19 protein-coding genes and 1 pseudogene are annotated in these 20,662 nt (G+C 67.1%); 12 read left to right on the top strand and 8 right to left on the bottom strand.

Annotated features, from left to right (window positions below; genetic code table 11):
- The first annotated feature begins 206 nt into the window (after positions 1 to 206).
- The gene (locus FFI87_RS28740) at positions 207 to 1,016 is read left to right on the top strand and encodes a TlpA family protein disulfide reductase (RefSeq protein ID WP_138849845.1); all 810 of its coding nucleotides are present in this window, start codon (positions 207 to 209) and stop codon (positions 1,014 to 1,016) included.
- 393 nt (positions 1,017 to 1,409) lie between these two features.
- On the opposite strand, the gene FFI87_RS28745 is transcribed toward FFI87_RS28740, so the two are convergent.
- Entirely contained in the window at positions 1,410 to 1,814 is a 405-nt protein-coding gene (locus tag FFI87_RS28745) for a hypothetical protein (RefSeq protein ID WP_006756235.1), read from the bottom strand.
- Between the two features lie 673 nt (positions 1,815 to 2,487).
- Between FFI87_RS28745 and FFI87_RS28750 the strand changes: the two genes are divergently transcribed.
- Positions 2,488 to 2,877 carry a fucose-binding lectin II gene (locus FFI87_RS28750; protein WP_012365171.1) on the top strand — a complete coding sequence of 130 codons (390 nt, stop codon included), beginning with the start codon at positions 2,488 to 2,490 and terminating at the stop codon, positions 2,875 to 2,877.
- Between the two features lie 215 nt (positions 2,878 to 3,092).
- Positions 3,093 to 3,830, top strand: coding sequence for a fucose-binding lectin II (locus FFI87_RS28755; protein ID WP_138849844.1), 738 nt, complete (start codon positions 3,093 to 3,095; stop codon positions 3,828 to 3,830).
- 112 nt (positions 3,831 to 3,942) lie between these two features.
- On the opposite strand, the gene FFI87_RS28760 is transcribed toward FFI87_RS28755, so the two are convergent.
- A complete protein-coding gene (locus FFI87_RS28760) occupies positions 3,943 to 5,295 on the bottom strand; it encodes a M23 family metallopeptidase (protein WP_138849843.1) in 1,353 nt (450 codons plus the stop codon).
- A 330-nt stretch (positions 5,296 to 5,625) separates the two neighbouring features.
- Here FFI87_RS28760 and FFI87_RS28765 point away from each other — a divergent pair, with 330 nt between their 5' ends.
- Positions 5,626 to 6,504, top strand: a complete 879-nt coding sequence (locus tag FFI87_RS28765; protein ID WP_012365168.1) for a mechanosensitive ion channel family protein — start codon at positions 5,626 to 5,628, stop codon at positions 6,502 to 6,504.
- A gap of 58 nt (positions 6,505 to 6,562) precedes the next feature.
- On the opposite strand, the pseudogene FFI87_RS28770 reads toward FFI87_RS28765, so the two are convergent.
- A pseudogene (locus FFI87_RS28770) lies at positions 6,563 to 7,282 on the bottom strand (branched-chain amino acid ABC transporter substrate-binding protein); the annotation flags it as partial.
- A gap of 60 nt (positions 7,283 to 7,342) precedes the next feature.
- Positions 7,343 to 8,380, bottom strand: coding sequence for a histone deacetylase family protein (locus FFI87_RS28775; protein WP_138849842.1), 1,038 nt, complete (start codon positions 8,378 to 8,380; stop codon positions 7,343 to 7,345).
- A gap of 125 nt (positions 8,381 to 8,505) precedes the next feature.
- On the opposite strand from FFI87_RS28775, the gene FFI87_RS28780 reads away from it, so the two are divergent.
- The 5 genes from FFI87_RS28780 to dbpA all read left to right on the top strand — a co-directional run bounded on the left by FFI87_RS28780 (position 8,506) and on the right by dbpA (position 13,557).
- On the top strand, positions 8,506 to 8,994 hold the full coding sequence (locus FFI87_RS28780; RefSeq protein ID WP_138849841.1) for an Lrp/AsnC family transcriptional regulator: 489 nt from the start codon (positions 8,506 to 8,508) through the stop codon (positions 8,992 to 8,994).
- A gap of 69 nt (positions 8,995 to 9,063) precedes the next feature.
- Positions 9,064 to 9,369, top strand: a complete 306-nt coding sequence (locus tag FFI87_RS28785) for a hypothetical protein (protein ID WP_138849840.1) — start codon at positions 9,064 to 9,066, stop codon at positions 9,367 to 9,369.
- A 526-nt stretch (positions 9,370 to 9,895) separates the two neighbouring features.
- Positions 9,896 to 11,539, top strand: coding sequence for a malate dehydrogenase (quinone) (mqo, locus tag FFI87_RS28790; protein ID WP_138849839.1), 1,644 nt, complete (start codon positions 9,896 to 9,898; stop codon positions 11,537 to 11,539).
- 426 nt (positions 11,540 to 11,965) lie between these two features.
- On the top strand, positions 11,966 to 12,163 hold the full coding sequence (locus FFI87_RS28795) for a hypothetical protein (RefSeq protein WP_006756243.1): 198 nt from the start codon (positions 11,966 to 11,968) through the stop codon (positions 12,161 to 12,163).
- The gene (gene dbpA, locus FFI87_RS28800; protein WP_012365162.1) at positions 12,160 to 13,557 is read left to right on the top strand and encodes an ATP-dependent RNA helicase DbpA; all 1,398 of its coding nucleotides are present in this window, start codon (positions 12,160 to 12,162) and stop codon (positions 13,555 to 13,557) included. The genes FFI87_RS28795 and dbpA overlap by 4 nt, the downstream gene beginning before the upstream one ends.
- A 40-nt stretch (positions 13,558 to 13,597) precedes the next feature.
- Here dbpA and FFI87_RS28805 read toward each other — a convergent pair whose 3' ends face one another.
- A complete protein-coding gene (locus tag FFI87_RS28805) occupies positions 13,598 to 14,422 on the bottom strand; it encodes a phosphate/phosphite/phosphonate ABC transporter substrate-binding protein (RefSeq protein ID WP_138849838.1) in 825 nt (274 codons plus the stop codon).
- A 305-nt stretch (positions 14,423 to 14,727) separates the two neighbouring features.
- Here FFI87_RS28805 and FFI87_RS28810 point away from each other — a divergent pair, with 305 nt between their 5' ends.
- Both FFI87_RS28810 and FFI87_RS28815 read left to right on the top strand, forming a co-directional pair.
- On the top strand, positions 14,728 to 15,753 hold the full coding sequence (locus FFI87_RS28810) for a fatty acid desaturase (protein ID WP_138849837.1): 1,026 nt from the start codon (positions 14,728 to 14,730) through the stop codon (positions 15,751 to 15,753).
- 220 nt (positions 15,754 to 15,973) lie between these two features.
- The gene (locus FFI87_RS28815) at positions 15,974 to 17,176 is read left to right on the top strand and encodes a benzoate/H(+) symporter BenE family transporter (protein WP_138849836.1); all 1,203 of its coding nucleotides are present in this window, start codon (positions 15,974 to 15,976) and stop codon (positions 17,174 to 17,176) included.
- Positions 17,177 to 17,210: 34 nt separating this feature from the next.
- On the opposite strand, the gene FFI87_RS28820 is transcribed toward FFI87_RS28815, so the two are convergent.
- A complete protein-coding gene (locus FFI87_RS28820) occupies positions 17,211 to 18,098 on the bottom strand; it encodes an NAD(P)H-binding protein (RefSeq protein WP_138850256.1) in 888 nt (295 codons plus the stop codon).
- 285 nt (positions 18,099 to 18,383) lie between these two features.
- Entirely contained in the window at positions 18,384 to 19,289 is a 906-nt protein-coding gene (locus FFI87_RS28825) for a helix-turn-helix domain-containing protein (protein WP_138849835.1), read from the bottom strand.
- 191 nt (positions 19,290 to 19,480) lie between these two features.
- Between FFI87_RS28825 and FFI87_RS28830 the strand changes: the two genes are divergently transcribed.
- Positions 19,481 to 19,678, top strand: coding sequence for a hypothetical protein (locus tag FFI87_RS28830; protein WP_012365156.1), 198 nt, complete (start codon positions 19,481 to 19,483; stop codon positions 19,676 to 19,678).
- Between the two features lie 11 nt (positions 19,679 to 19,689).
- Here FFI87_RS28830 and FFI87_RS28835 read toward each other — a convergent pair whose 3' ends face one another.
- Entirely contained in the window at positions 19,690 to 20,643 is a 954-nt protein-coding gene (locus FFI87_RS28835) for a LysR family transcriptional regulator (RefSeq protein ID WP_138849834.1), read from the bottom strand.
- Positions 20,644 to 20,662: the final 19 nt, after the last annotated feature.

Here is a 20,662-nt window from a genome sequence, read left to right on the forward strand (position 1 = left end):
CGTCGCCCGACGCACTTCACCGGGCATCACGAAAGAAATCGCCGCCCGTGAGGAGTGCCCGTCCGAGGAATCCGGATCGTCGGAGGTGACACGCGCCGTCACGGCCGCCGCGGGAACCCCGCGCACGATGTCGGGTCGAAACGCGACATGCCATTCGACCGTGCCGTTTTCACCGGTCGCCCCTCCATCCTCATCGTCTCGCTTCCATGCTGAGCATCGGTCCCTTCTCGATCCGCGTCGTCGCGGTAGCCGCCGCCGCGCTGATCGCATGGCTCGTCGCCCGCTTCATGCAGCGCCGGCCGCCGGACGGCCAGCACAAGAGCGCGGCGAGCCTGATCCTCGACACGCTGCTGCTCGGCCTGATCGCCGCGCGCGTCGGTTACGTCGGTCAATGGTGGTCCGAGTATTCAGCCGCCCCGCGCTCGATCGTCGCGCTCGGCGACGGCGGCTTCGACTGGCGCATCGGCGTCGCCGCGGCGCTCGTGTTCGCCGGCTGGCGACTGCGCCGCCTGCCCGCGCTGCGTCGCCCGGTGCTGGCCGGCATGCTGGCGGGGTTCGCCGCGTGGGGCATCGCGCAAGGCACGCTCGCGACGTTGCAGCGCGGTGCGCCGCCGCTTGCGGCGATGCGTCTCGAAGCGCTCGACGCGACGCCCGTCGCGCCGCAGCGCTTTGCCGGCAAACCCGTCGTCGTCAATCTGTGGGCCACCTGGTGCCCGCCGTGCCAGCGCGAAATGCCGATCCTCGCGCAGGCGCAGCAGGATCATCCGGACATCACGGTGCTGATGGTCAACCAGGGCGAAGACGCGCAAACCGTGCGCGCGTTTCTCGAACGGAAGGGGTTGCGGTTCGATCACGTGCTGCTCGATCGCACGCTGCATACGATGAAGGCCTACGGTTCGCGCGGGCTGCCGACGACGCTGTTCTTCGACGCGAACGGCAATCTCGTCGAATCGCACATGGGCGAGATCACCGCCGCGCGGCTGAAGGACACCGTGAGCGCGGGCCTGCGGCCCTGACGCCCGCGCCAGGCGCATGATCGTGTGCTGGCGGCTCCGCTATGTTCCCGACCCGACCGGCGTCGCCGCCGTGACGGAGCTTTACCGGAACGGCAAGCGTGTCTTCGGCGAACGCGGACTGCCGAACATGTATGAAGGCGATGCACGCCCATACCGCAAGATGGGCATCTACAAGTGGGCGTGGCTGACCGGCCCGGGCAACGTCATGCACCGCGCAATTTCTTTCCGACCGGTGGTTCTATCGAAGAAAGCGGCGCGTCGACCTGACGACGACTGCGTGCGAGCCGGCAATACCGACTTGTCGAACACGCATCGCACGCACACTGATACCACGTCTGCCTCGAATGGACACGGCCGCCTTTTCCGACCGAAGCCGCACGCGTCTCCGACACCTCAAGGCCGCGACAACACCATCACCCGCCCCGACACGCGCTGCAGCTTCAGCCACCCGGTATCGGCCGTAAACCGAAGCTGCTGCAACGGAAAATCGAACCCGGCCTTCTGCGCCGCGCTGACCACTGCGTCGGCGATCCAGCGGATCAGTTCCTTGCCTTCGTCGGTGGTCTGGTGACCGTTCTGGACGCCATAGAAATAGCGATTCCCGGCGTTGACTTCGTTCTGCAGCTGCATCCAGTGCCCCGGCAGACCCGGCAGCGTTCTGAACAGGTCGGCCACCCGCTGCGTCGTCAGACCGCGCGCCCACAGTGCGCCATTCACCGCAGGCCGCGCCAGGTTGTGACGGTCTGCTTCCTGGGCCTGCTCCTTGATGTCGCCTTTCAGAATATCGGGTTTCGTCATCGCACTGTCCTCGTGAGGGCCCCCGCAACGGGCCGGTTTAATCAAAAAAGCGCCGAACGTCGGGCGCGCGCGTTGCGTGCACGATACCGCCAATCTCGAAATTGATCGCCTGTCAGGTATGTCAGGCCAGTGCGGTGCGATATCGCACGCAAGAATCAGCCTTGTCCGATAGGCGCCGCGACAACGGGTCGATATGCTTGTCGGGTGTGGCGCCGGTGGCGTGTCTTGTTCAAGTTCGGAGTGAGCCGGTCATCAACGTTCGCCGGCGCCGCACACCCTTCCCGTTGCGATCCGGCTTCGGCGTGGGCGTTCGGTGGTGGCCGGCGGGCGCGGCCACGACAGAGAAAGACGATGTTGAAACAACACGCTGCCATATGCGAACGCCGAGCGCCTGCTCCGAAGCCGGATCCCTCCTCCATTCCCACCCGCACCGCCCATCATTCAGGAATTCGCGACATGCATCGATATAATTTCGCGATTATATCGATCGACAATCAATTGAATTCACGCCATTAAATCGAACTGTTTCAGCTTTCGATTTTCTGAACAACTTCCATTCCGGTCGAATATTTTTCTATTTATTTTTCGCCATGCTGGCCGAGCCGTGTTTAAAACAGCAAACGTTTGCGCGACACGGTGAAGAGCCTTATCCATCGATCTCCAGGAGGAAAGCATGGCCGACAATCAAACATCCTCGAATCGCGCTGGCGAGTTTTCGATCCCGCCGAACACCGACTTCCGCGCGATTTTCTTCGCGAATGCAGCCGAGCAGCAGCACATCAAGCTGTTTATCGGAGACAGCAAGGAACCGGCCGCTTATCACAAGCTGACCACGCGCGACGGCCCGCGCGAGGCCACGCTGAATTCGGGCAACGGCAAGCTGCGCTTCGAAGTAACGGTGAACGGCAAGGCGTCCGCCACCGATGCGCGCCTCGCGCCGATCAACGGCAAGAAGTCGGACGGCTCGCCGTTCACGGTCAACTTCGGCATCGTCGTGTCGGAAGACGGTCACGACAGCGACTACAACGACGGCATCGTCGTGCTCCAGTGGCCGATCGGCTGACCTGACGCGCGCTTGACGACCGACCGCGGCCGGCGCGCAGGACGAAAACCCGCGCGCCACTGTCGAACCCGCGATGGCGCCGGGAGCACCCACGCATTGCGAATCGATTCAATCGAGCAGTCATTTGCAGTCCCACGCTGTACTCCGTGCGCGACAACGGCGGGATCCACTCGCCGGCCGCGCGATGCGAGACCTATCATCGAGACGAGGACGACATGTCACAACCGTTTACCCATGACGATCTTTACGCACTCCTGCAGCTCGCGGGCAACGATGCAATCGCCGTACAGGCGAACGGCGACCAGGCGGTGCTCGACCGGATGCGCCAGTTCATGACCACGCAGCTCGTGGAAAAGCTGCCGCAATACGATGTGTTCGTCGACATCGCGACCATCCCGTACAGCTTCGACGTCGGCAGCTGGCAGAACAAGGTGAAGGCCGACGCGGCGGGGCAGGTGATCGCCTGCACGGTTACGTGGGCCGGCGCGCCCGGCGTGCTGCCGGGGGCCGCGGCGAAGTTCGGCGTCGGCGCGGTGGTCAATTACTTCTCGAAGGCAACGCCGCAACCGGAGCCCACCGAGCCGGGCACGACGACCGGCGGCGGCGAACGCGACGGCGTCTTCAACCTGCCGCCGAACATCGCGTTCGGCGTGACGGCGCTGGTCAATTCGTCCGCGCAGCAGACGATCGAAGTCTATGTCGACGACAACCCGAAGCCGGCCGCGACGTTCCAGGGCGCGGGCACGCAGGACGCGAACCTGAACACGCAGATCGTAAACTCGGGCAAAGGGAAGGTGCGCGTGGTGGTGACGGCGAACGGCAAACCGTCGAAGATCGGTTCGCGCCAGGTCGACATCTTCAAGAAGACCTACTTCGGGCTCGTCGGGTCGGAAGACGGAACGGACGGCGATTACAACGACGGCATCGCAATCCTGAACTGGCCGCTCGGCTAAGCAGCCGCGTCCTGCCAATCATCGCCACGCCGCCCGGCGTGGCGGTTTGCATTGGTACGCCGCACCGAGGTGCGCGTCGCCGCCCACGGCGGCGACCGCCTCAGCTCGACGGTCAGCCGTCGTTTGTTGCGCCGCGCTGCGACATCGCGAGCGGCGGCGCCAACGTGGCCGCGGCCAGCTGTGTGCGCGCGGCGCGGGCCACGCGGTTGAACGCTACCCGCTGCTCGCCCTTCAGTTTCGCCGCCCTGCCCGCCTGCACCAGTTCGATCGGATCGACGAGGCGGGCATGTCGCCGCACCTCGAAGTGCAGATGCGGGCCGGTCGCGGTGCCGGTGCTGCCGACCGCGCCGACACGCTGGCCGCGCACGACCCGCGCGCCGGTTCGCAGCGTCGGCTCGAACGCCGACAGGTGCGCGTAGTACGACGCATAGCCGCCGTCGTGCCGAATCACCACGTACTTTCCATAACCGCCCGGCTCGGTGCCGATGAAAGTCACGACCCCGCGCTCCGACGCGTGGACGGCACGGCCCGTCGGCGCGGCCAGGTCCACACCGGAATGGACGTGACGCACGCCCGTGACCGGATGCACGCGCGCGCCGAATCGCGAGCTGATTCGCGTTGCGTTGACCGGCATCGCGAACCGCGCGCCCGCGAGCGGCATGCCGTCGAGATCGTAGTACGCGCCTCGCGAGCCAGCCTGCGGCGCGAACCACATGGCCGCGACACGCTGGCCGCGAAAGCGGATGTCGAGCGCCGTCACGCGCACGCGGCCCGGCAGGGTCGCGCTGTCGTCCGGTCCGAAGGCGACGCGGAAGGTATCGCCGATCGCGCCACGCTGCGTCGAATCGATCCGACCGGCCAGCATGCGCGTGACCTGCGCGGCGACGCCGGCCGGCAGATCGGCGCGTGCGAGCGACGCGCGCAGGCTGCCGGTGATCGCGCCGGCTCGCGTGCCGTTCTCACGCTCCGCGAGCACGAACGGCTCGGCGGATGCCAGATCGACGGGACGCGCGTCGAGCGCCGGCGCAGCGCCGATTGCCGGAAGCGCCGACGCAAAACCGTACGCGAAGCGCGCCGCGTAATCGCGCTCGATCGCATCGCGCGCCGCATCGCAGAGAACGACGTACGGCGCACATGCGCCGGTACGCATCCTGAACGTGACCGACGCGCTCGTCGCATCCGGCTCCAGCGCGACACGCGGCACGGCGGTCGATGCCAGCAAGCCGCCCCAGATGGTCCGGGCGGAACTGAAAAAAGGCACGTCGACAAGGTCGGCCGCTTGCGCAGTCACGGGCGAAAACGGCGTGGCGGAAGACGCCCACGCCACCGCACCGTGCATGCCGGCAAGCCACGCCGCGGCAACGACACCGCGCACCAGCGCGCGGCGAAGCGGAAAGCGGATGGCGCCGCAGCGCGCGGGCCGACCTTGTTCGCGTGCGAGACGTAAACACAGGTCAAGCCGCATTGCGTCGTCACTCGCTATCAATGAAAAAGGAGGGGGAAAACCGGTTATCGCGGAGGAACGATCATCGCGATCCGGTAGCCTGGAAGCGAGTGTATCGGCCCGGCAAACATAGATAAATAGGACAAGTCTTATTTGTTGGAAGGCTCGATTAGTACACAAACCAAAGCACCATTTTCACGGCGAAGACACGCGAGATCCGGTCCCAAGCATTGACGCGTGATACCCCATGGCGTGTACAGTCGAGGGCCGCCGACGCACGAGCGGATACCCGCCGATCACGGCGGACGACGCCACCCGTCGCGCCTTCTGTCCTCAAACCGGAATTCCGTCATGTTTCTCGATCATCTTCATCCGGAACGCTGGACGTTCCTGTGGAACGCGTTGTCCACGCTTTCGCTCAGGCTTTGCGCCGCCCTCGCGCTACTCGTCGCGGGCTGGTGGCTGTCGAAGCGCATCGGCAACTGGCTGAGCCGGCTGCTCGCGAACAAGGAGCGCGTCGACGACACGCTGCGGCCGATCCTCTGCGACGTCGCCGTGTGGGGCATCCGCATCGTCGCGATCGTCGGTGCGCTTTCACAGCTCGGCATCGAAACCGCGAGCATCGTCGCGGTGCTCGGCGCGGCCGGCCTCGCGATCGGGCTCGCGCTGCAAGGCACGATGCAGAACATCGCGGCCGGCATCATGCTGTTGCTGCTGCGCCCGTTCAAGGTGGGCGACTACATCGACGGCGGCACGGGTGTCGCGGGCACCGTCGACGAGGTCGGGCTCTTCATGACGCGGCTGACGAAGCCGGACGGCATCTGCGAATACGTGCCGAACAGCGCGCTGTGGGGCAGCGCGATCCGCAACTACACGCGCAATCCGACCCGCCGTCTCGATCTCGAAGTGGAAGTGTCCGTGCACGACGACATCGACCGTGCGCTCGATGCGCTGCGCGCGCTGGCGGAAGCCGATCCCGACGTGCTGCAGGATCCCGCACCGGACGTGATGGTGATGCGCTTCGACGACAGCACGGCCGTCGCGAACATGCGCGTATGGACGCACACGGACAAGTTCTGGGCGATGCGCTGGCGTCTCGCGCGCCAGGTGCGCAAGACGCTCGCCGACGCGGACTGCGCGCTGCCGATCCGCACGCGCGAGCTGCACATCGTGCACGACGTCGAACGGCAGCCGCAGCAGATCGAGCCGCGCCGCGTACAGGCGTCGTAACACGTCGTGATACGTCGGGGCGCACGACCGGCATGCCGCGCGGCGCGCCCCGCCTGCGTCACATCCTGGCGATATCGAGCAGCGCCTTCCTGCCGCTCCTGTACGTGAATACCAAGATCGCGCCGTGCTTCAGGTCGCCCTGCGGCGTGAAGTTCGTTTCGCCGATCACGCCGCGATAGTCGGTCGCCGGCATCGCGGCCAGCACCCTGGCCGGGTCCGTCGAATTCGCGCTCTGCATCGCGTCGACGATGATGTACACCGCGTCGTACGAGAACGGCGCGTACACCTGCATCGGCAGGTGGTCGCGCGCTTCGTAACGCTTCACGAACGCCGCGCCGTCCGGCATCTTCTCGAGCGCGATGCCGGCTTCCGAGCACACGACATTGTCCGACGCCGGACCCGCGAGCTTCGGCAGGTCGGTCGAGCATACGCCGTCGCCGGCGAGGATCTTCGCGCGCAGGCCGAGCTGGCGTGCCTGCTTCGCGAGCGGGCCGCCCGTCGCATCCATCCCGCCGTACATGATCGCGTCGGGGTTCTCGCCCTTGATCTTCGTGAGGATCGCGCGGAAGTCGATCGCCTTGTCGTTGGTCGCATCGCGCGAGATGACCTTCATCCCGGCCGATTTCGCCGCCTTCTCGAACTCGGTCGCGAGGCCCTGCCCGTACGCGGTCGCATCGTCGACCACGGCCACCGTCCTGATGCCCAGCTGCTTCGCCGCATACATCGCCAGCGCGGGCCCTTGCTGCGCATCGGTCGCGACAACGCGATAGGTCGTCTCCTTCGTTGTCGCGCTTCGTTCGTGACGGGATCGTCGTTCATCAAAGGCAACGCGATACGGTCACGCCCGCCCTTCGAAACCGAGCAGCACGTTCACCGCATTGATACCGATTTCCTCGACCATGTAGCCGCCTTCCATCACGAACAGCGTCGGCAGCTTCAGGCGCGCGAGCGCTTCGCCGACGCGCAGGTAGTCGGGCGAGCGCAGGCGGAAATGGCTGATCGGGTCGTGCTCGAACGTGTCGACGCCGAGCGACACGACCAGCAGGTCGGGCGCATGCGCGGCGATCGCGGTGGCCGTGTGGTCGAGCGCCGCCGCGTAGGCGTCCCACTGCGTGCCCTTCGGCAGCGGCAGGTTCAGGTTGAAGCCATCGCCCGCGCCGCTGCCGCGCTCGTGCGCGTAGCCGGAGAAGTACGGATACGACACCGGCGGCTCGCCGTGGATCGACGCGAACAGCACGTCCGCGCGGTCGTAGAAGATGTCCTGCGTGCCGTTGCCGTGGTGGAAGTCGACGTCGAGCACCGCGACGCGCGCCGCGCCACGCGCGATGCCATGCTGCGCGGCGATCGCCGCGTTGTTCAGGTAGCAGTAGCCGCCCATGTACTCGCGGCCCGCATGGTGGCCGGGCGGGCGGCACAGCGCGAACGCCGCGCGCGCGCCGCCGTTCGACAACAGGTCGGCGCCGGTGAGCGCCGAGTTCGCGCTCGCGCTCACCGCGTCCCACGTGCCGGCGTTGATCGGCGCGCCGGCATCCATCGCGAAGAAGCCGAGCTTGCCGTCGATGAACCCGGGCAGCGTCGCCGACGACGGCATCGCGTGCACCGGCCACACGAGCGGCAGCGCCTGGCAGGTGCGGCCGGTCGCGGTCCATTCGTCCCACGCGCCGGCGAGGAACTCGACATAGCGCGCGCTGTGCGCGCCGGCATAGCACGCGCGGTCGAACGCGCGCGGCGCGATCACGTCGCCGAGGCCGGCCGCGCGCACCTGCGCGAGCACCGTCTCGGCACGCAGGGGGTTCTCGAACGACTCGGTGATCGCGCCGTCCTTCAGTTCGACGCCGCGATGCAGATGGTGATCGCTGCTGTAGACCGTGAGCATGGTTGACCGTTGCAATGAAGGCTGTGAGGGTTGAAAACAGTCTATTGATGCCGGCCGGCAATAACTTTGCTTTTCACCCCTTCGTTTCGTACAATTTTGAGAAAACCGTCTACGGAGACCCGGCAATGAGCAAAAATCGCGCTTCGGTGGAACTGGACGGCGTCGACCGCGCGATGCTCCGGCTGCTGCAGGAAGACGGCGCGCTGTCGAACGCGACGCTCGGCGAGAAGCTGTCGCTGAGCGTCACGCCGTGCTGGCGCCGCCGCAAGCGGCTCGAGGACGAGCACGTGATCACCGGCTACCAGGCGAACCTCGACCGGCGCGCGCTCGGCATGAACGTGTTCGCGTTCGTGCAGATCACGTTCAACATGCATTCGGACCAGGATCCGGATCACTTCGAGGAGGTGATGCGGCGTCACGACGAAGTGACGTCGTGCCACAAGATCACCGGCGCGGCCGACTACATCCTTCAGGTCGTCGCGGCCGATCTCGACGCGTACTCGGAATTCGTCGAACGCGTGCTGAGGAAGCAGGCCGGCGTGTCGTCGATCCAGTCGAGCCTCGCGCTGCGCGAGGTCAAGTTCTCGTCGCGCGTGCCGGTGCCGGATGCGTGATCGTTCGTGTTGTCATGCGCCCGCGCGCGGGCATCCGCTGTCGATCGTCACTTCATGGAGCGCAACCCTATGAAACGCCTTCTACCTTCCGCCTCGCTTGCCGCAACGATCGCCTGCGCACTCGCATTGGGCGGCTGTGCGGCGCAATCGTCCGCACCGGCCGCTTCGTCGACGCCCGCGCAACCTGCCGCGCCGGGCGCCACGCCGATGGTCGGCGGCGATCGCGACGCGCACGGCTGCATCGGCTCGGCCGGCTATTCGTGGTGCGAACAGACCCAGCAATGCGAGCGCCCGTGGGAGCTCGCGAAGCAGAAGGGTTTCGCGAATTCGGCGCAAGCGTACGAGCAGTTTTGCCACAACAATTTTGCCAAGTGAAGTGAACTGACCTGACGTAAAGCGATCATGTCGCGGCGCGATGCCGCGACATGACGCGCCCGAATTCCATCCCCCTCCCCCTCGGTTATCCACATCTTTTCCGGTTCCGGCGACCGTCGTTCCGGAATCCCGGACACGCAAAAAACCCCACGAAAACAAGGGCATTTTTCGTTTGTGACACAGCAAACGAGTTGGGTTACATTACGCGCCCCTTGCCATACCGCCCCCGCAAAACGCGTCGCGCGCGGCCTCTTTCCACGCAACCCGAAGCGCCTTCCGCGCAGGCTTGCAGCGAGGGCCCCGGCGCGTTGCGCGCGATCGCGACGCTGATGATTGCCTGTCCGCGACAAGCCGATCCGAAGGTGTCCTTCGCGACGGCCGCGCGTGCGCAAATGCAACGGTAAACACGGTCGATCCGGAATTCCGGATTCGCGATCCGGATCTCCGGATGCGCGAGCCGGTTGCGATTCGGCGTCGGCCGGGCGGCACGGCAAACCGATGCATTCAAGTTGAAGAGGGATCTGTTGTGATCAAAACGTTACGGGTAATACTGTCGGCGCTCGCGCTGTGCGTCGCCGCGTCGTCCGCGCACGCCGCCGATACGAAGAAGGTCGACGTCCTGCTGGTGGGCGGCGGCATCATGAGCTCGACGCTCGGCGTCTGGCTGCACGAGCTCCAGCCCGACTGGTCGATGACGATGGTCGAGCGCCTCGACGGCGTCGCGCTGGAAAGCTCGAACGGCTGGAACAACGCGGGCACCGGCCACTCGGCGCTCGCCGAGCTGAACTACACGCCGGAGAAGGCGGACGGCAAGGTCGACATCTCGAAGGCGATCGAGATCAACGAGTCGTTCCAGATCTCGCGCCAGTTCTGGGCCTGGCAGGTCCGCCAGGGCGTGCTGAAGAACCCGCATTCGTTCATCAACTCGACGCCGCACATGAGCTTCGTGTGGGGCGACGACAACGTCCGCTTCCTGAAGAAGCGCTACGACGCGCTGCAGGCGAGCCCGCTGTTCCGCGGGATGCAGTATTCGGAAGACTACGACCAGATCAAGCAGTGGGTGCCGCTGATGATGGAAGGCCGCGACCGCACGCAGAAAGTCGCCGCCACCTGGACGCCGATCGGCACCGACGTGAACTTCGGCGAGATCACGCGCCAGTTCGTCGGCTACCTGAAGACGCAGCCGAACTTCACGCTGTCGCTGTCGAGCGAAGTGCGCGAGATCTCGCGCAACGCGGACGGCACGTGGCACGTGTCGTGGGTCAAGCTGCACTCGGATGAACCGCCGCAGGCCGTCGACGCGAAGTTCGTGTTCATCGGCGCGGGCGGCGGTGCGCTGCACCTGCTGCAGGCGTCGGGCATCCCCGAGGCGAAGGACTACGGCGCGTTCCCGGTCGGCGGCTCGTTCCTCGTGACCGACAACCCCGAGGTCGTGAAGCGGCATCTCGCGAAGGCGTACGGCAAGGCGTCGGTCGGCTCGCCGCCGATGTCGGTGCCGCACCTCGACACGCGGATCATCGACGGCAAGAAGATCATCCTGTTCGGGCCGTTCGCGACGTTCTCGACCAAGTTCCTGAAGAACGGCTCGTACTTCGACCTCGCGAAGAGCACCAACCTGCACAACGTCGCGCCGATGATGCGCGTGGGCGTCGACGAATTCCCGCTCGTCCAGTACCTGGCCGGCCAGCTGATGCTGTCCGACGACGACCGTTTCAACGCGCTGAAGGAATATTTCCCCGACGCGAAGAAGGAAGACTGGCGCCTGTGGCAGGCCGGTCAGCGCGTGCAGATCATCAAGCGGGACCCGAAGAAGGGCGGCGTGCTGAAGCTCGGCACCGAGATCGTCAGCTCGCAGGACGGCAGCATCGCGGGCCTGCTCGGCGCATCGCCGGGCGCGTCGACGGCGGCGCCGATCATGCTGAACCTGATGCAGAAGGTGTTCAAGGACAAGGTCGCGACGCCGGAATGGCAGCAGAAGATGCGCCAGATCGTGCCGAGCTACGGCACGAAGCTGAACGACAGCCCGGCGAAGGTCGTCGAGGAATGGACCTATACGAGCGATGTGCTGCAGTTGTCGCCGCCGCCGAAGATCGACCTGACGACGCCGTCGCAGGCGACGGGCGCGGCCCCGGCGCGCCCCGCGAAGGCCTCGGCCGACATGGCGCTGTAACGCGTCCGGCCCCGTTTCATCGCATCGCACGGCCGCCCTCCGGGGCGGCCGTTTTACATGGCTGATGCGGGGAGGCTCGCGCAACGATTGGCGGGGCGTCCTCGCCGGTTGCCGACAGCCGGCCCGGGGACTGCCGATGGACCGCTACCGGTCGTCCGCCACCGGCACCCCGCTACCGGCCCTTCACCGCCGGCCGCCCGCCACCGACCGTCCGCGACGGGTCGTCCGCCACCGCCCCTCCGCCGCCGGCCGCCCGCATCCGCTAGAATTGCGGGCACGCGCGACGCTGTCGCCCCCGATCCACCACCCGCATCGACGCGGTCCACGCGACCGCCGGTGCGGCCCGCGCCCGAGCCGCGCGAGCGCCGCACCCCGTTGCCGCGCCCGCCGGGCGCGCCACCAACCGAATTCAGCTGGAGAATGACCGTGTTTACCTGCAGAAACCAGAGCTGCGGCACGCAGTGGGAGACGTCCGACGTCGTGATCAAGGACGAAGGCCAGGGGCTGCTGTTCCGCTGCCCGCTATGCGGCGCGCGCAACTATCTCGAGCGCTTCGACGCGGAAGACGGCACGGTCGTCTACGAGCAGATGGCCGGCCGCCCTTACCTCGGAGACGTGGAATGACCCAGCCGACCGCCACGCCCTTCAGCGCGCTGCCGCTGACGCCCGCCGCGCTCGCGAACCTCACGCAGCTCGGCTACGTCGACATGACGCCGATCCAGGCCGCGAGCCTGCCGATCGCGCTGGCCGGCCACGACCTGATCGCGCAGGCGAAGACGGGCAGCGGCAAGACCGCCGCGTTCTCGCTCGCGCTGCTGGCGCGCCTCGACACGCGCCGCTTCGACGTGCAGGCGATGGTCCTGTGCCCGACGCGCGAGCTCGCCGACCAGGTCGCGCAGGAAGTGCGCCGCCTCGCGCGCGCCGAGGAGAACGTGAAGGTGCTGACGCTGTGCGGCGGCACGCCGATGCGCCCACAGGCGCAGAGCCTCGAACACGGCGCGCATATCGTCGTCGGCACGCCCGGCCGCATCATGGATCACCTCGACCGCGGCAACCTGAAGCTCGACGCGCTGAACACGCTCGTGCTCGACGAAGCCGACCGGATGCTCGACATGGGCTTCTTCGACGACATCGCGAAGGTTGCGCGGATGTGCCCGACGACGCGCCAGACGCTGCTGTTCTCGGCGACCTATCCGGACGGCATCGCGAAGCTGAGCCAGCAGTTCCTGCGCAATCCGAAGGAAGTGAAGCTCGAGGAGCGCCACGACAACAGCAAGATCCGCCAGCGCTTCTACGAAGTGGCGGAAACCGAACGTCTGCACGCGGTCGGCCAGCTGCTGAACCACTACCGGCCGGTGAGCACGATCGCGTTCTGCAATACCAAGCAGCAATGCCGCGACCTGCTCGACGTGCTGCACGCGCAGGGCTTCCACGCGCTCGCGCTGCACGGCGAGCTCGACCAGCGCGAGCGCGACCAGGTGCTGATCCAGTTCGCGAACCGCAGCTGCTCGGTGCTGGTTGCGACCGACGTCGCCGCGCGCGGGCTCGACATCGCGCAGCTCGAGGCGGTGATCAACGTCGACGTGACGCCCGACCCCGAGGTGCACGTGCACCGCATCGGCCGCACCGGCCGCGCGGATCAGGAAGGCTGGGCGCTGAGCCTCGCCAGCATGGACGAGATGGGTCGCGTGGGCGCGATCGAGCAGGCGCTGAAGCGCGAAGTCGAATGGCATCCGCTCGCGGAACTGAAGCCGGCCGGCAACGACACGTTGCTGCCGCCGATGGAAACGCTGCAGATCCTTGGCGGGCGCAAGGACAAGATCCGCCCGGGCGACGTGCTCGGCGCGCTCACCGGCGATGCGGGGTTCGACGGCAAGCAGATCGGCAAGATCAACGTGACCGAGTTCTCGACTTATGTCGCGATCGAGCGCGGCGTCGCGCGCGATGCGCTGCGCAAGCTCAATGCGGGGAAGATCAAGGGCAAGCGGGTCAAGGTTCGGTTGATGGACGAGGAGTGATCTCGAGCGGCGCGGCTGTCACCGCAGCCGCGCCGCCGCATCACGCCAGCTCGGGATATCCATGCGCGGCCGCCTCCCGCGCGAGCCGGGCAAGCGTGTCGTACGCGCCCGGCGTCAAACGCTCGAATCCCTTCAACCTCAGCAGTGTCGCCCGCTCCGGATCGACCGCGACCGCGTGATCGAGCGCATCCCGCAACGCCTCCACCCGCTCCCATTCCAGCGCCTTCGACGCGATCAACGGCAACCCCGGCGTCGACGCCGTCATGCCGATGATCCGGATCTCGTTCAACAGCTCGGGCAGCGCATCGCGCACGTACGCGAACGTCACACAGTCGATCGCCGCGCAATCGGCGGCACCGGCCGCCAATGCGCGCAGCACGTTCAGGTGCGAGCCGAACGACGCGACCGAACCGAAGAAACGTCCGTCATGCGCATGCGGCGCGACCGCATGCCGGAATGCGTTCATCCCGCTGTGCGAATCGTCGCCGTTGAATGCGGCCCGCAATCCGCGACACGCAGCCAGCGTCGTTGCACCGCCCGCATGCACGCGCGCCGACACGGCGAGCACGCTGCTGTAGCGCGCGCCGTCGCAGCCGGGCGCATCGAACGCCGGTGTCGCGATCAAGTGCACGGCATCGCGCAAGCCGAGCATCCGGTACGGATAGCCGCACGTCTGCGACAACAGCAGGTCGTTGCGCCACCACAGCGCGTGCAGATCGCCGAACGGTTCATCCAGCAGCACGACGTCGGCAGGCCCGCCGGTGCGCGCGAACGCGTCGAGCGCGTCACGCAGCAACGCACGCCACAGTGCGGCGTGGCGCGGCGTCACGTTGTACATCGGCAGTCCGGCGATCCATTGGCTCATGCGTGCATTCTACGCATCGGATGCGCCCGTAAGAAAGCCGGCTCGCCCACATTTCGGCAAGGTTCGGCATCCGGCGGAGGCTGTCAATGCTTATCGGCCGCGCATCGATAAGTAAATGCGAATTGCTTGGTTGGCCTGACGATGCAGCCCGGTTAGCGTTCCACTGTCGCAACGCGGTCGCATGCCGCTGTAGCGGTCGGGCGCGAGCCGCGACACCTGTCGGCCCATCGCATCGCGCCCCGCACCGGCGCGCTTGTCCGCTTCGCGCATCGCCCGCACTACCCGTTTCATCCCGCCTCAGCACCATGGCCGAATACTTCGACGTCGACCACGCGCGCGCGATCGCCACGCTCGACGCCCGCTTCACCGCCCGCACCGAGTGGCCGACCTGGCTGCTGGTCGTCGCGATCTACGGCGGCTGGCTCGCCGTGCTGCAGCTCGTGCGCGCCGAGCGCCTGCCGCTCGCGGCCGCGACGCCGCCGCTGATCCTGCTCGGCGCATGGCACATGTCGCTGCAACACGAGCTGCTGCACGGCCATCCGACGCGTTCCGCGTTCGTGAACCGGCTGCTCGGCTATCCGCCGCTGACGATCTGGTATCCGTACACGCTGTACCGCGACACGCACCTCGATCATCACCGCGACGAGGACCTGACCGTGCCGGGCGTCGACCCGGAAACGAACTACGTGTCGCGCGAGCAGTGGGCGCGGCTGCCGCGCTGGCGTCGCGCACTGACGGTTGCGCGCACCACCTTCGTCGGACGGCTCGTGTTCGGCCCGCCCATGAGCGTCGCCGCGATGTTCGCCGACACGTTCCGCACATTCCGACGCCGCGACTTCCGCTATCTGCGGATGTGGGTCACGCACGGCGCCTGCGTGGTCGCGCTGCTCGCATGGCTGCAATGGGCGATCGGCGTGCCGTGGTGGTACTACCTGCTGGCAATCACGTGGCCCGCGCTGTCGATCGCGATGATTCGCTCGCTGTTCGAGCATCGCGCCGCGCGGCATCCGAAGGCGCGCATCGTGATCAACGAAGCCGGCTTCGCGATGCGGCTGCTGTACCTGAACAACAACTATCACCTCGTGCATCACGACCTGCCGAAGCTGCCGTGGTACGACCTGCCGCGCGCGTACCGGATGCGGCGCGACGCGTATGCGGAAAAATGCGGCGGCTTCGTGATTCGCGGCGGGTATCGCGAACTGCTGGCGCGCCATGCATGGACGCCGACCGACACGCCCGTGCATCCGTTCGACCACGGCACGGCGTCGCTGTCGACCGGCAGCGGCGCGAAAGTGGCCTCGGTCGACGGCTATCTTCAGATCAGTACGTGATGCTCGCTCGGGCCGCGCGTCGTCGTGACGCTGCCCGAATCGACCACGCACCCTCAAGGCCATCCGGCTCGCATTCCTTACGAAAAGCCGACAAGATCGACTTTCATCGGCGAATTGCCAATTCCATCGGCAATGCGCAGAATGACGGCTCGTCCGAGGCTTCCAACAATCATTCGCCCCGGCTCAGCGTTCCGGCCGCGCGCCGCATTCCCCTACGACGATGCAACCGAACACCTCGCCCGGCGCCATCCGCTCGATCGGCAACGACTGGTCCGTCTCCGCGATCACCGCGGGCTTTCTCGCGGTGCTGATTTCCTATGCGGGCCCGCTCGCGATCTTCTTCCAGGCGTCGCAGGCCGCGCATGCGTCCAACGCGATGGTGACGTCGTGGGTCTGGGCGATCTCGATCGGCGCAGGCGTGTCGGGGGTGTTCGCGAGCTGGAAGCTGAAGGTGCCGGTCGTGACCGCGTGGTCGGCGCCCGGCACCGCGCTGCTCGTCGGCCTCTTTCCGCAACTGACGCTGAACCAGGCCGTCGGCGCGTACATCACGGCCGCGCTGATCATCCTCGCGATCGGCATCACCGGCTATTTCGACCGGCTCGTGCGCCACATTCCGCGCGGCATCGCCTGCGGGATGATGGCCGGCATCCTGCTGCCGTTCGGCATGCACGCGTTCTCCGCCGCGACCGTTCAGCCGGTGCTCGGGTTCGGGATGATCGCGGCGTACGTGATCTTCAAGCGCCTGCTGCCACGCTACAGCATCGTGCTGGTGCTGCTGACGGGCGCCGCACTCGCGACGCTGCTCGGCATGACGCAGCTCGGCAGCGTGTCGCCGAGCATCGCGAGGCCGATCTTCATCGCCCCCGAATGGACGCTCGGCACCACGCTCAGCCTCGCGCTGCCGCTCGTCGTCGTCAGTCTCACCGGCCAGTTCCTGCCGGGGATGACGATCCTGCGCGTATCGGGCTATCACACGAGCGCCCGGCCGATCATCACCGCGACCAGCGCGATGTCGCTCGTCGTCGCGTGCTTCGGCGGGATCACGATCGTCGTCGCGGCGATCACCGCGGCGCTCTGCACCGGCAAGGACTCGCACGAGGATCCGGACCGGCGCTATATCGCGGGCCTCGCGAACGGCGTGTTCTACCTGATCGGCGGGCTGTTCGCGGGGACGATCGTCACGCTGTTCTTCGCGCTGCCGAAGGCCTTCGTCGCAATCCTGGCGGGGCTCGCGCTGATCGGCGCGATCGGCGCGAACGTGCACGGCATCTTCGCGGACGAGGATCATCGCGAAGCGTCGGTGATCACGTTCCTCGCGACCGCATCGGGGATGACGTGGCTCGGGCTCGGTTCCGCGTTCTGGGGGATCGTGATCGGATCCATCGCGTATGCGGTGCTGAGCCGGGTGCGGCGGCAGGCGTAACGCGCATCGCGCGCCGCTTCGGCCGCCGCGTGGCTCACCGCGCGTGTTCGCGCACCAGCGCGGCGAGCGCCTCCGCCGGTGTCGTCGTGCCGTACACCCGCTCCGACACACCAGCCTCGACATCGATCTGCCCCGCGTTGTGCACGTCGTACAGATCGACGATCAGTTGTGCATGACGTTCGCTGAGCCCCGCGCGCAACAGCGTCGTGGTCCATGCATCGCGCGGCAGTTCGCGCGCGACGATCTCCCGATTGGCTTTCGCGGCAAGCGTGTCCGCGATGTCCCGCACACTCACGCGCCGCGGCCCTTCGATGCTGACGATCCGCGGCCCGTTGTCCGCTTCGGTCCGATCGAGCAGCAGCCGCGCCGCCGCGACGCCTACGTCGGGCGCCCAGACCGTCGGAAACAGCTTGTCGACCGGATGATGAAAGCTCGGCAGCACGCCGGTACCGAGCGCGACGGGCAACACGCGCGTCCAGTTCTGCAGGTGTTCGGCCGAGCGCAGCAGCGTGAGCTGCGTCGGGACCGTTTTCAGCCGTTCCTCCAGATAATGAAAGAGCCGCGTGATGCCCGTGTTGCCGTCGCGCTCCGCGCCGTAGTCCGATAGCGCAAGCAGCGCCCGCGGTGGATTCGCGGCGAGTGCGCCGGTCACGATGTCGATCGTCCGCGCCATCGTCGCGGCCGGGTCGCTGTCGGCGACGGGCACCGGACACAGCATCTGCACGGCCTGCGCGCCGTCGATCGCCGCTGCGACCGCGCGCGCGTCCGTCAGATCGGCGATCGCCAGGTCGCAGCCGAGTTGCGCGAAACGTTCACGATGGCCTGGGTCGCGCAGCACCGCGCGCACGGGATGGCCTGCCTGACGCAGGGTCGTCACGGTCGACAAGCCGACGTTGCCTGATGCTCCGAAAATCACGAACACGATCCGCTCCTTGCAGAATGAACGTGCGGTGATTGTCGGCACGCGCGGCCAACGTGGCGCGCACAGACGGATGCCCCGGACAGGAACGGATGACGGTTTTGGCGATTGCCGACGATGTCCGCTGCATGGCAGGGCCCGGCAATTCTCCAACAGGCCGTTGGACAATCGGCTTGGATTGGAGACTAACCTGGTGTTGCCGGCCAAGCTGGAGCGGTCCTACGCCCGACGGAGCGTAGACTCGCCGATCGGCGTCCGCGCGGAGAACCCGTCTCGCGCGACGGTCGATCAACGGTCCTCGCCGTCGTAAGCGAGCCGCAACGCACCTCGCGCCGCCGACCGCGCGATCTCCGTCGGCGTCGCACCCAGCACGCGATTCATCCAGCTCGCCATGTGGCTCTGATGCGCGAAACCGGCCTCGAGCGCGATCTGGCTGATGCCGAGCCGGCCTTCGAGCAACAACGCCTTCGCGCGCTCGACCCGGCGTCGCACCACGTATTGATGCACCGGCATCCCGAGCGTCTCGCGAAACAGCACCTTGAAATGCGGCACGCTGATCGACACGAGCGCCGCGAGTTCGGCGAGCGTCATGCGGCGCTCGAGGTTGGCCTCGACATAGTCGATCACGCGCGCCGCCGCCTTCGGCGCGAGCGTACGCCGGTGCTCGCGGAACGCCGGCTGGCTGTCGGCCAGCCGCGCGACGAGCGCCGTGCACAGGCTCTCCGCATAGAGCGGGTCCGACGCGTCTTCCGCTTCGAGTTCGGCGGCCATCGCCCAGGCGATGTGCTGCAGCCGCGGATCGCGCACCTGCAGCCGGCGGCGGATCTGCGCCTGCGACGGCTTCAGCTCGAGCTGGTCGAACGTGCGCCGCACGAACGTATCGCTGAGCGCGATGTGCAGGATCCGGCAGTCGGCGCTGTCGGTCCATTCGCCCGGCAGGCCGGCGGGAATCACGTCGACGTCACCATGCGCCTGGATGCGCGACACGCGTGCGCCGTCGCACACGCAATCCGCACGCACGGGCGAGCCGATATGCACGCCGATGCGGTGATGCTCGGCGGCCGGGATCCGGTACGTGCCCGCGCGAATCTCCAGCAGCGACGCGCCGAAGCCATGCCAGCCACGCCCGCGGCTCGAGCGCAGGCTGACCGGCACGCCGTTGTCGGTCGGCGCGGCGAGAATCGGATCGCTCATGGTTCTGCTCCACCAGTCGTGGGTCGAACGCGCATTGTGACGCTTTTTCCGGCCGCCTGCCGGGCTTGCACGGCCATTCCCGCGCCACACGGAAAATGATCATCCGTTTCTGCTCCGGCCCATCCTTGCGTGCGCGCCGACGGGCGCGGCGCCGCTTACGATGGCCTCATCCGACACCTCCGGAGACCGTCATGCCCCATTACTGCCCGCAACGCGCGGCGTTCACCACCGCTTCACCGTCCCGCGGCGCCCGCCGCGCGGCCCGGCTCACGCCCCGTCACGATCGGCTCGCCATCGCCGCGTGGTGCCTGCGCATGATCGGCTGGTATCGGCTCGAACGGCTGCTCGCATCGATTCCCGACAGCAACGACGACTTCGGGCTCGCCTGACGATCATCCGCCTACTTGCGCCGCCGTTCGTGCGACGCGACCGCCGCGCCGTCGATCACCGGCGCGCCCTGCTTGATCAGGAAATCGCGAAACAGCCCCGTCACCTGCGAGATTCGCCGGTCGGCGAGCGTGATCACGTACCACTCGCGCACGATCGGATTGCCCGGAAACGGCAGTTGCCCGAGCAGCCCGGTGCGCAGCTCGAGTGCACACGCGTGCAACGACAGGAACGCGATGCCGAGCCCCGCTTCCGCCATCTGCTTGATCGCCTCGTTGCTCGACAGTTCGGAGCCCACATGAAAGCGGTAGCCGGAGGTCTTGAACAGGCTCTCGACGGTCGAACGCGTACCCGCGCCGCGCTCGCGCACGAGCAGGTGCGCGGATTCGAGATCCTTCAGCGCGACGCGCTTGCGCTGCATCAGCGGATGGCCGGGCGCCGCGACGAACACCATCGGATGCTTCGCGAACTCGACCGCGTGCGTGCGCAGCTCCTTCGGCGCGCTGCCCATCACCGCGAGATCGATTTCATGCGTCGCGAGCATGCGGATGATGTCGTCGCGATTACCGACCTTGAAATACGTCTTCACGTGCGGGCGCGTCGCGGTGAACTTCACCAGCAGCGGCGGGATCAGGTACTCGGCCGTCGTGATCGCGCCGATCCGCAGCGTGCCGCCGAGATCGCCCGTCAGCGCGGCCACTTCGTCGCCGGCCTCGCTCCACAGATGCAGGATCTCGCGCGCATAGCGCGACACGATTTCACCGGCCGCGGTGAGCTGCACGCCGCGCCCCACCCGCTGCAGCAGCGCGGCGCCCACCGCCTGCTCGAGCAGGCGAACCTGCAGCGACACGGCCGGCTGCGTGAGGTTCAGCTCCTCGGCCGCGCGCGACACGCTGCCGAGCCGCGCAATCATGTCCAGCGCCTTCAGCTGCCGGAACGTCGCGGCCTTTCCTATAAGTGAATACATATGAGTCGCTTATAAACAT

It is taken from the genome of Burkholderia sp. KBS0801, from assembly GCF_005937855.2.
Classification (GTDB): Bacteria; Pseudomonadota; Gammaproteobacteria; order Burkholderiales; family Burkholderiaceae; genus Burkholderia; species Burkholderia ambifaria.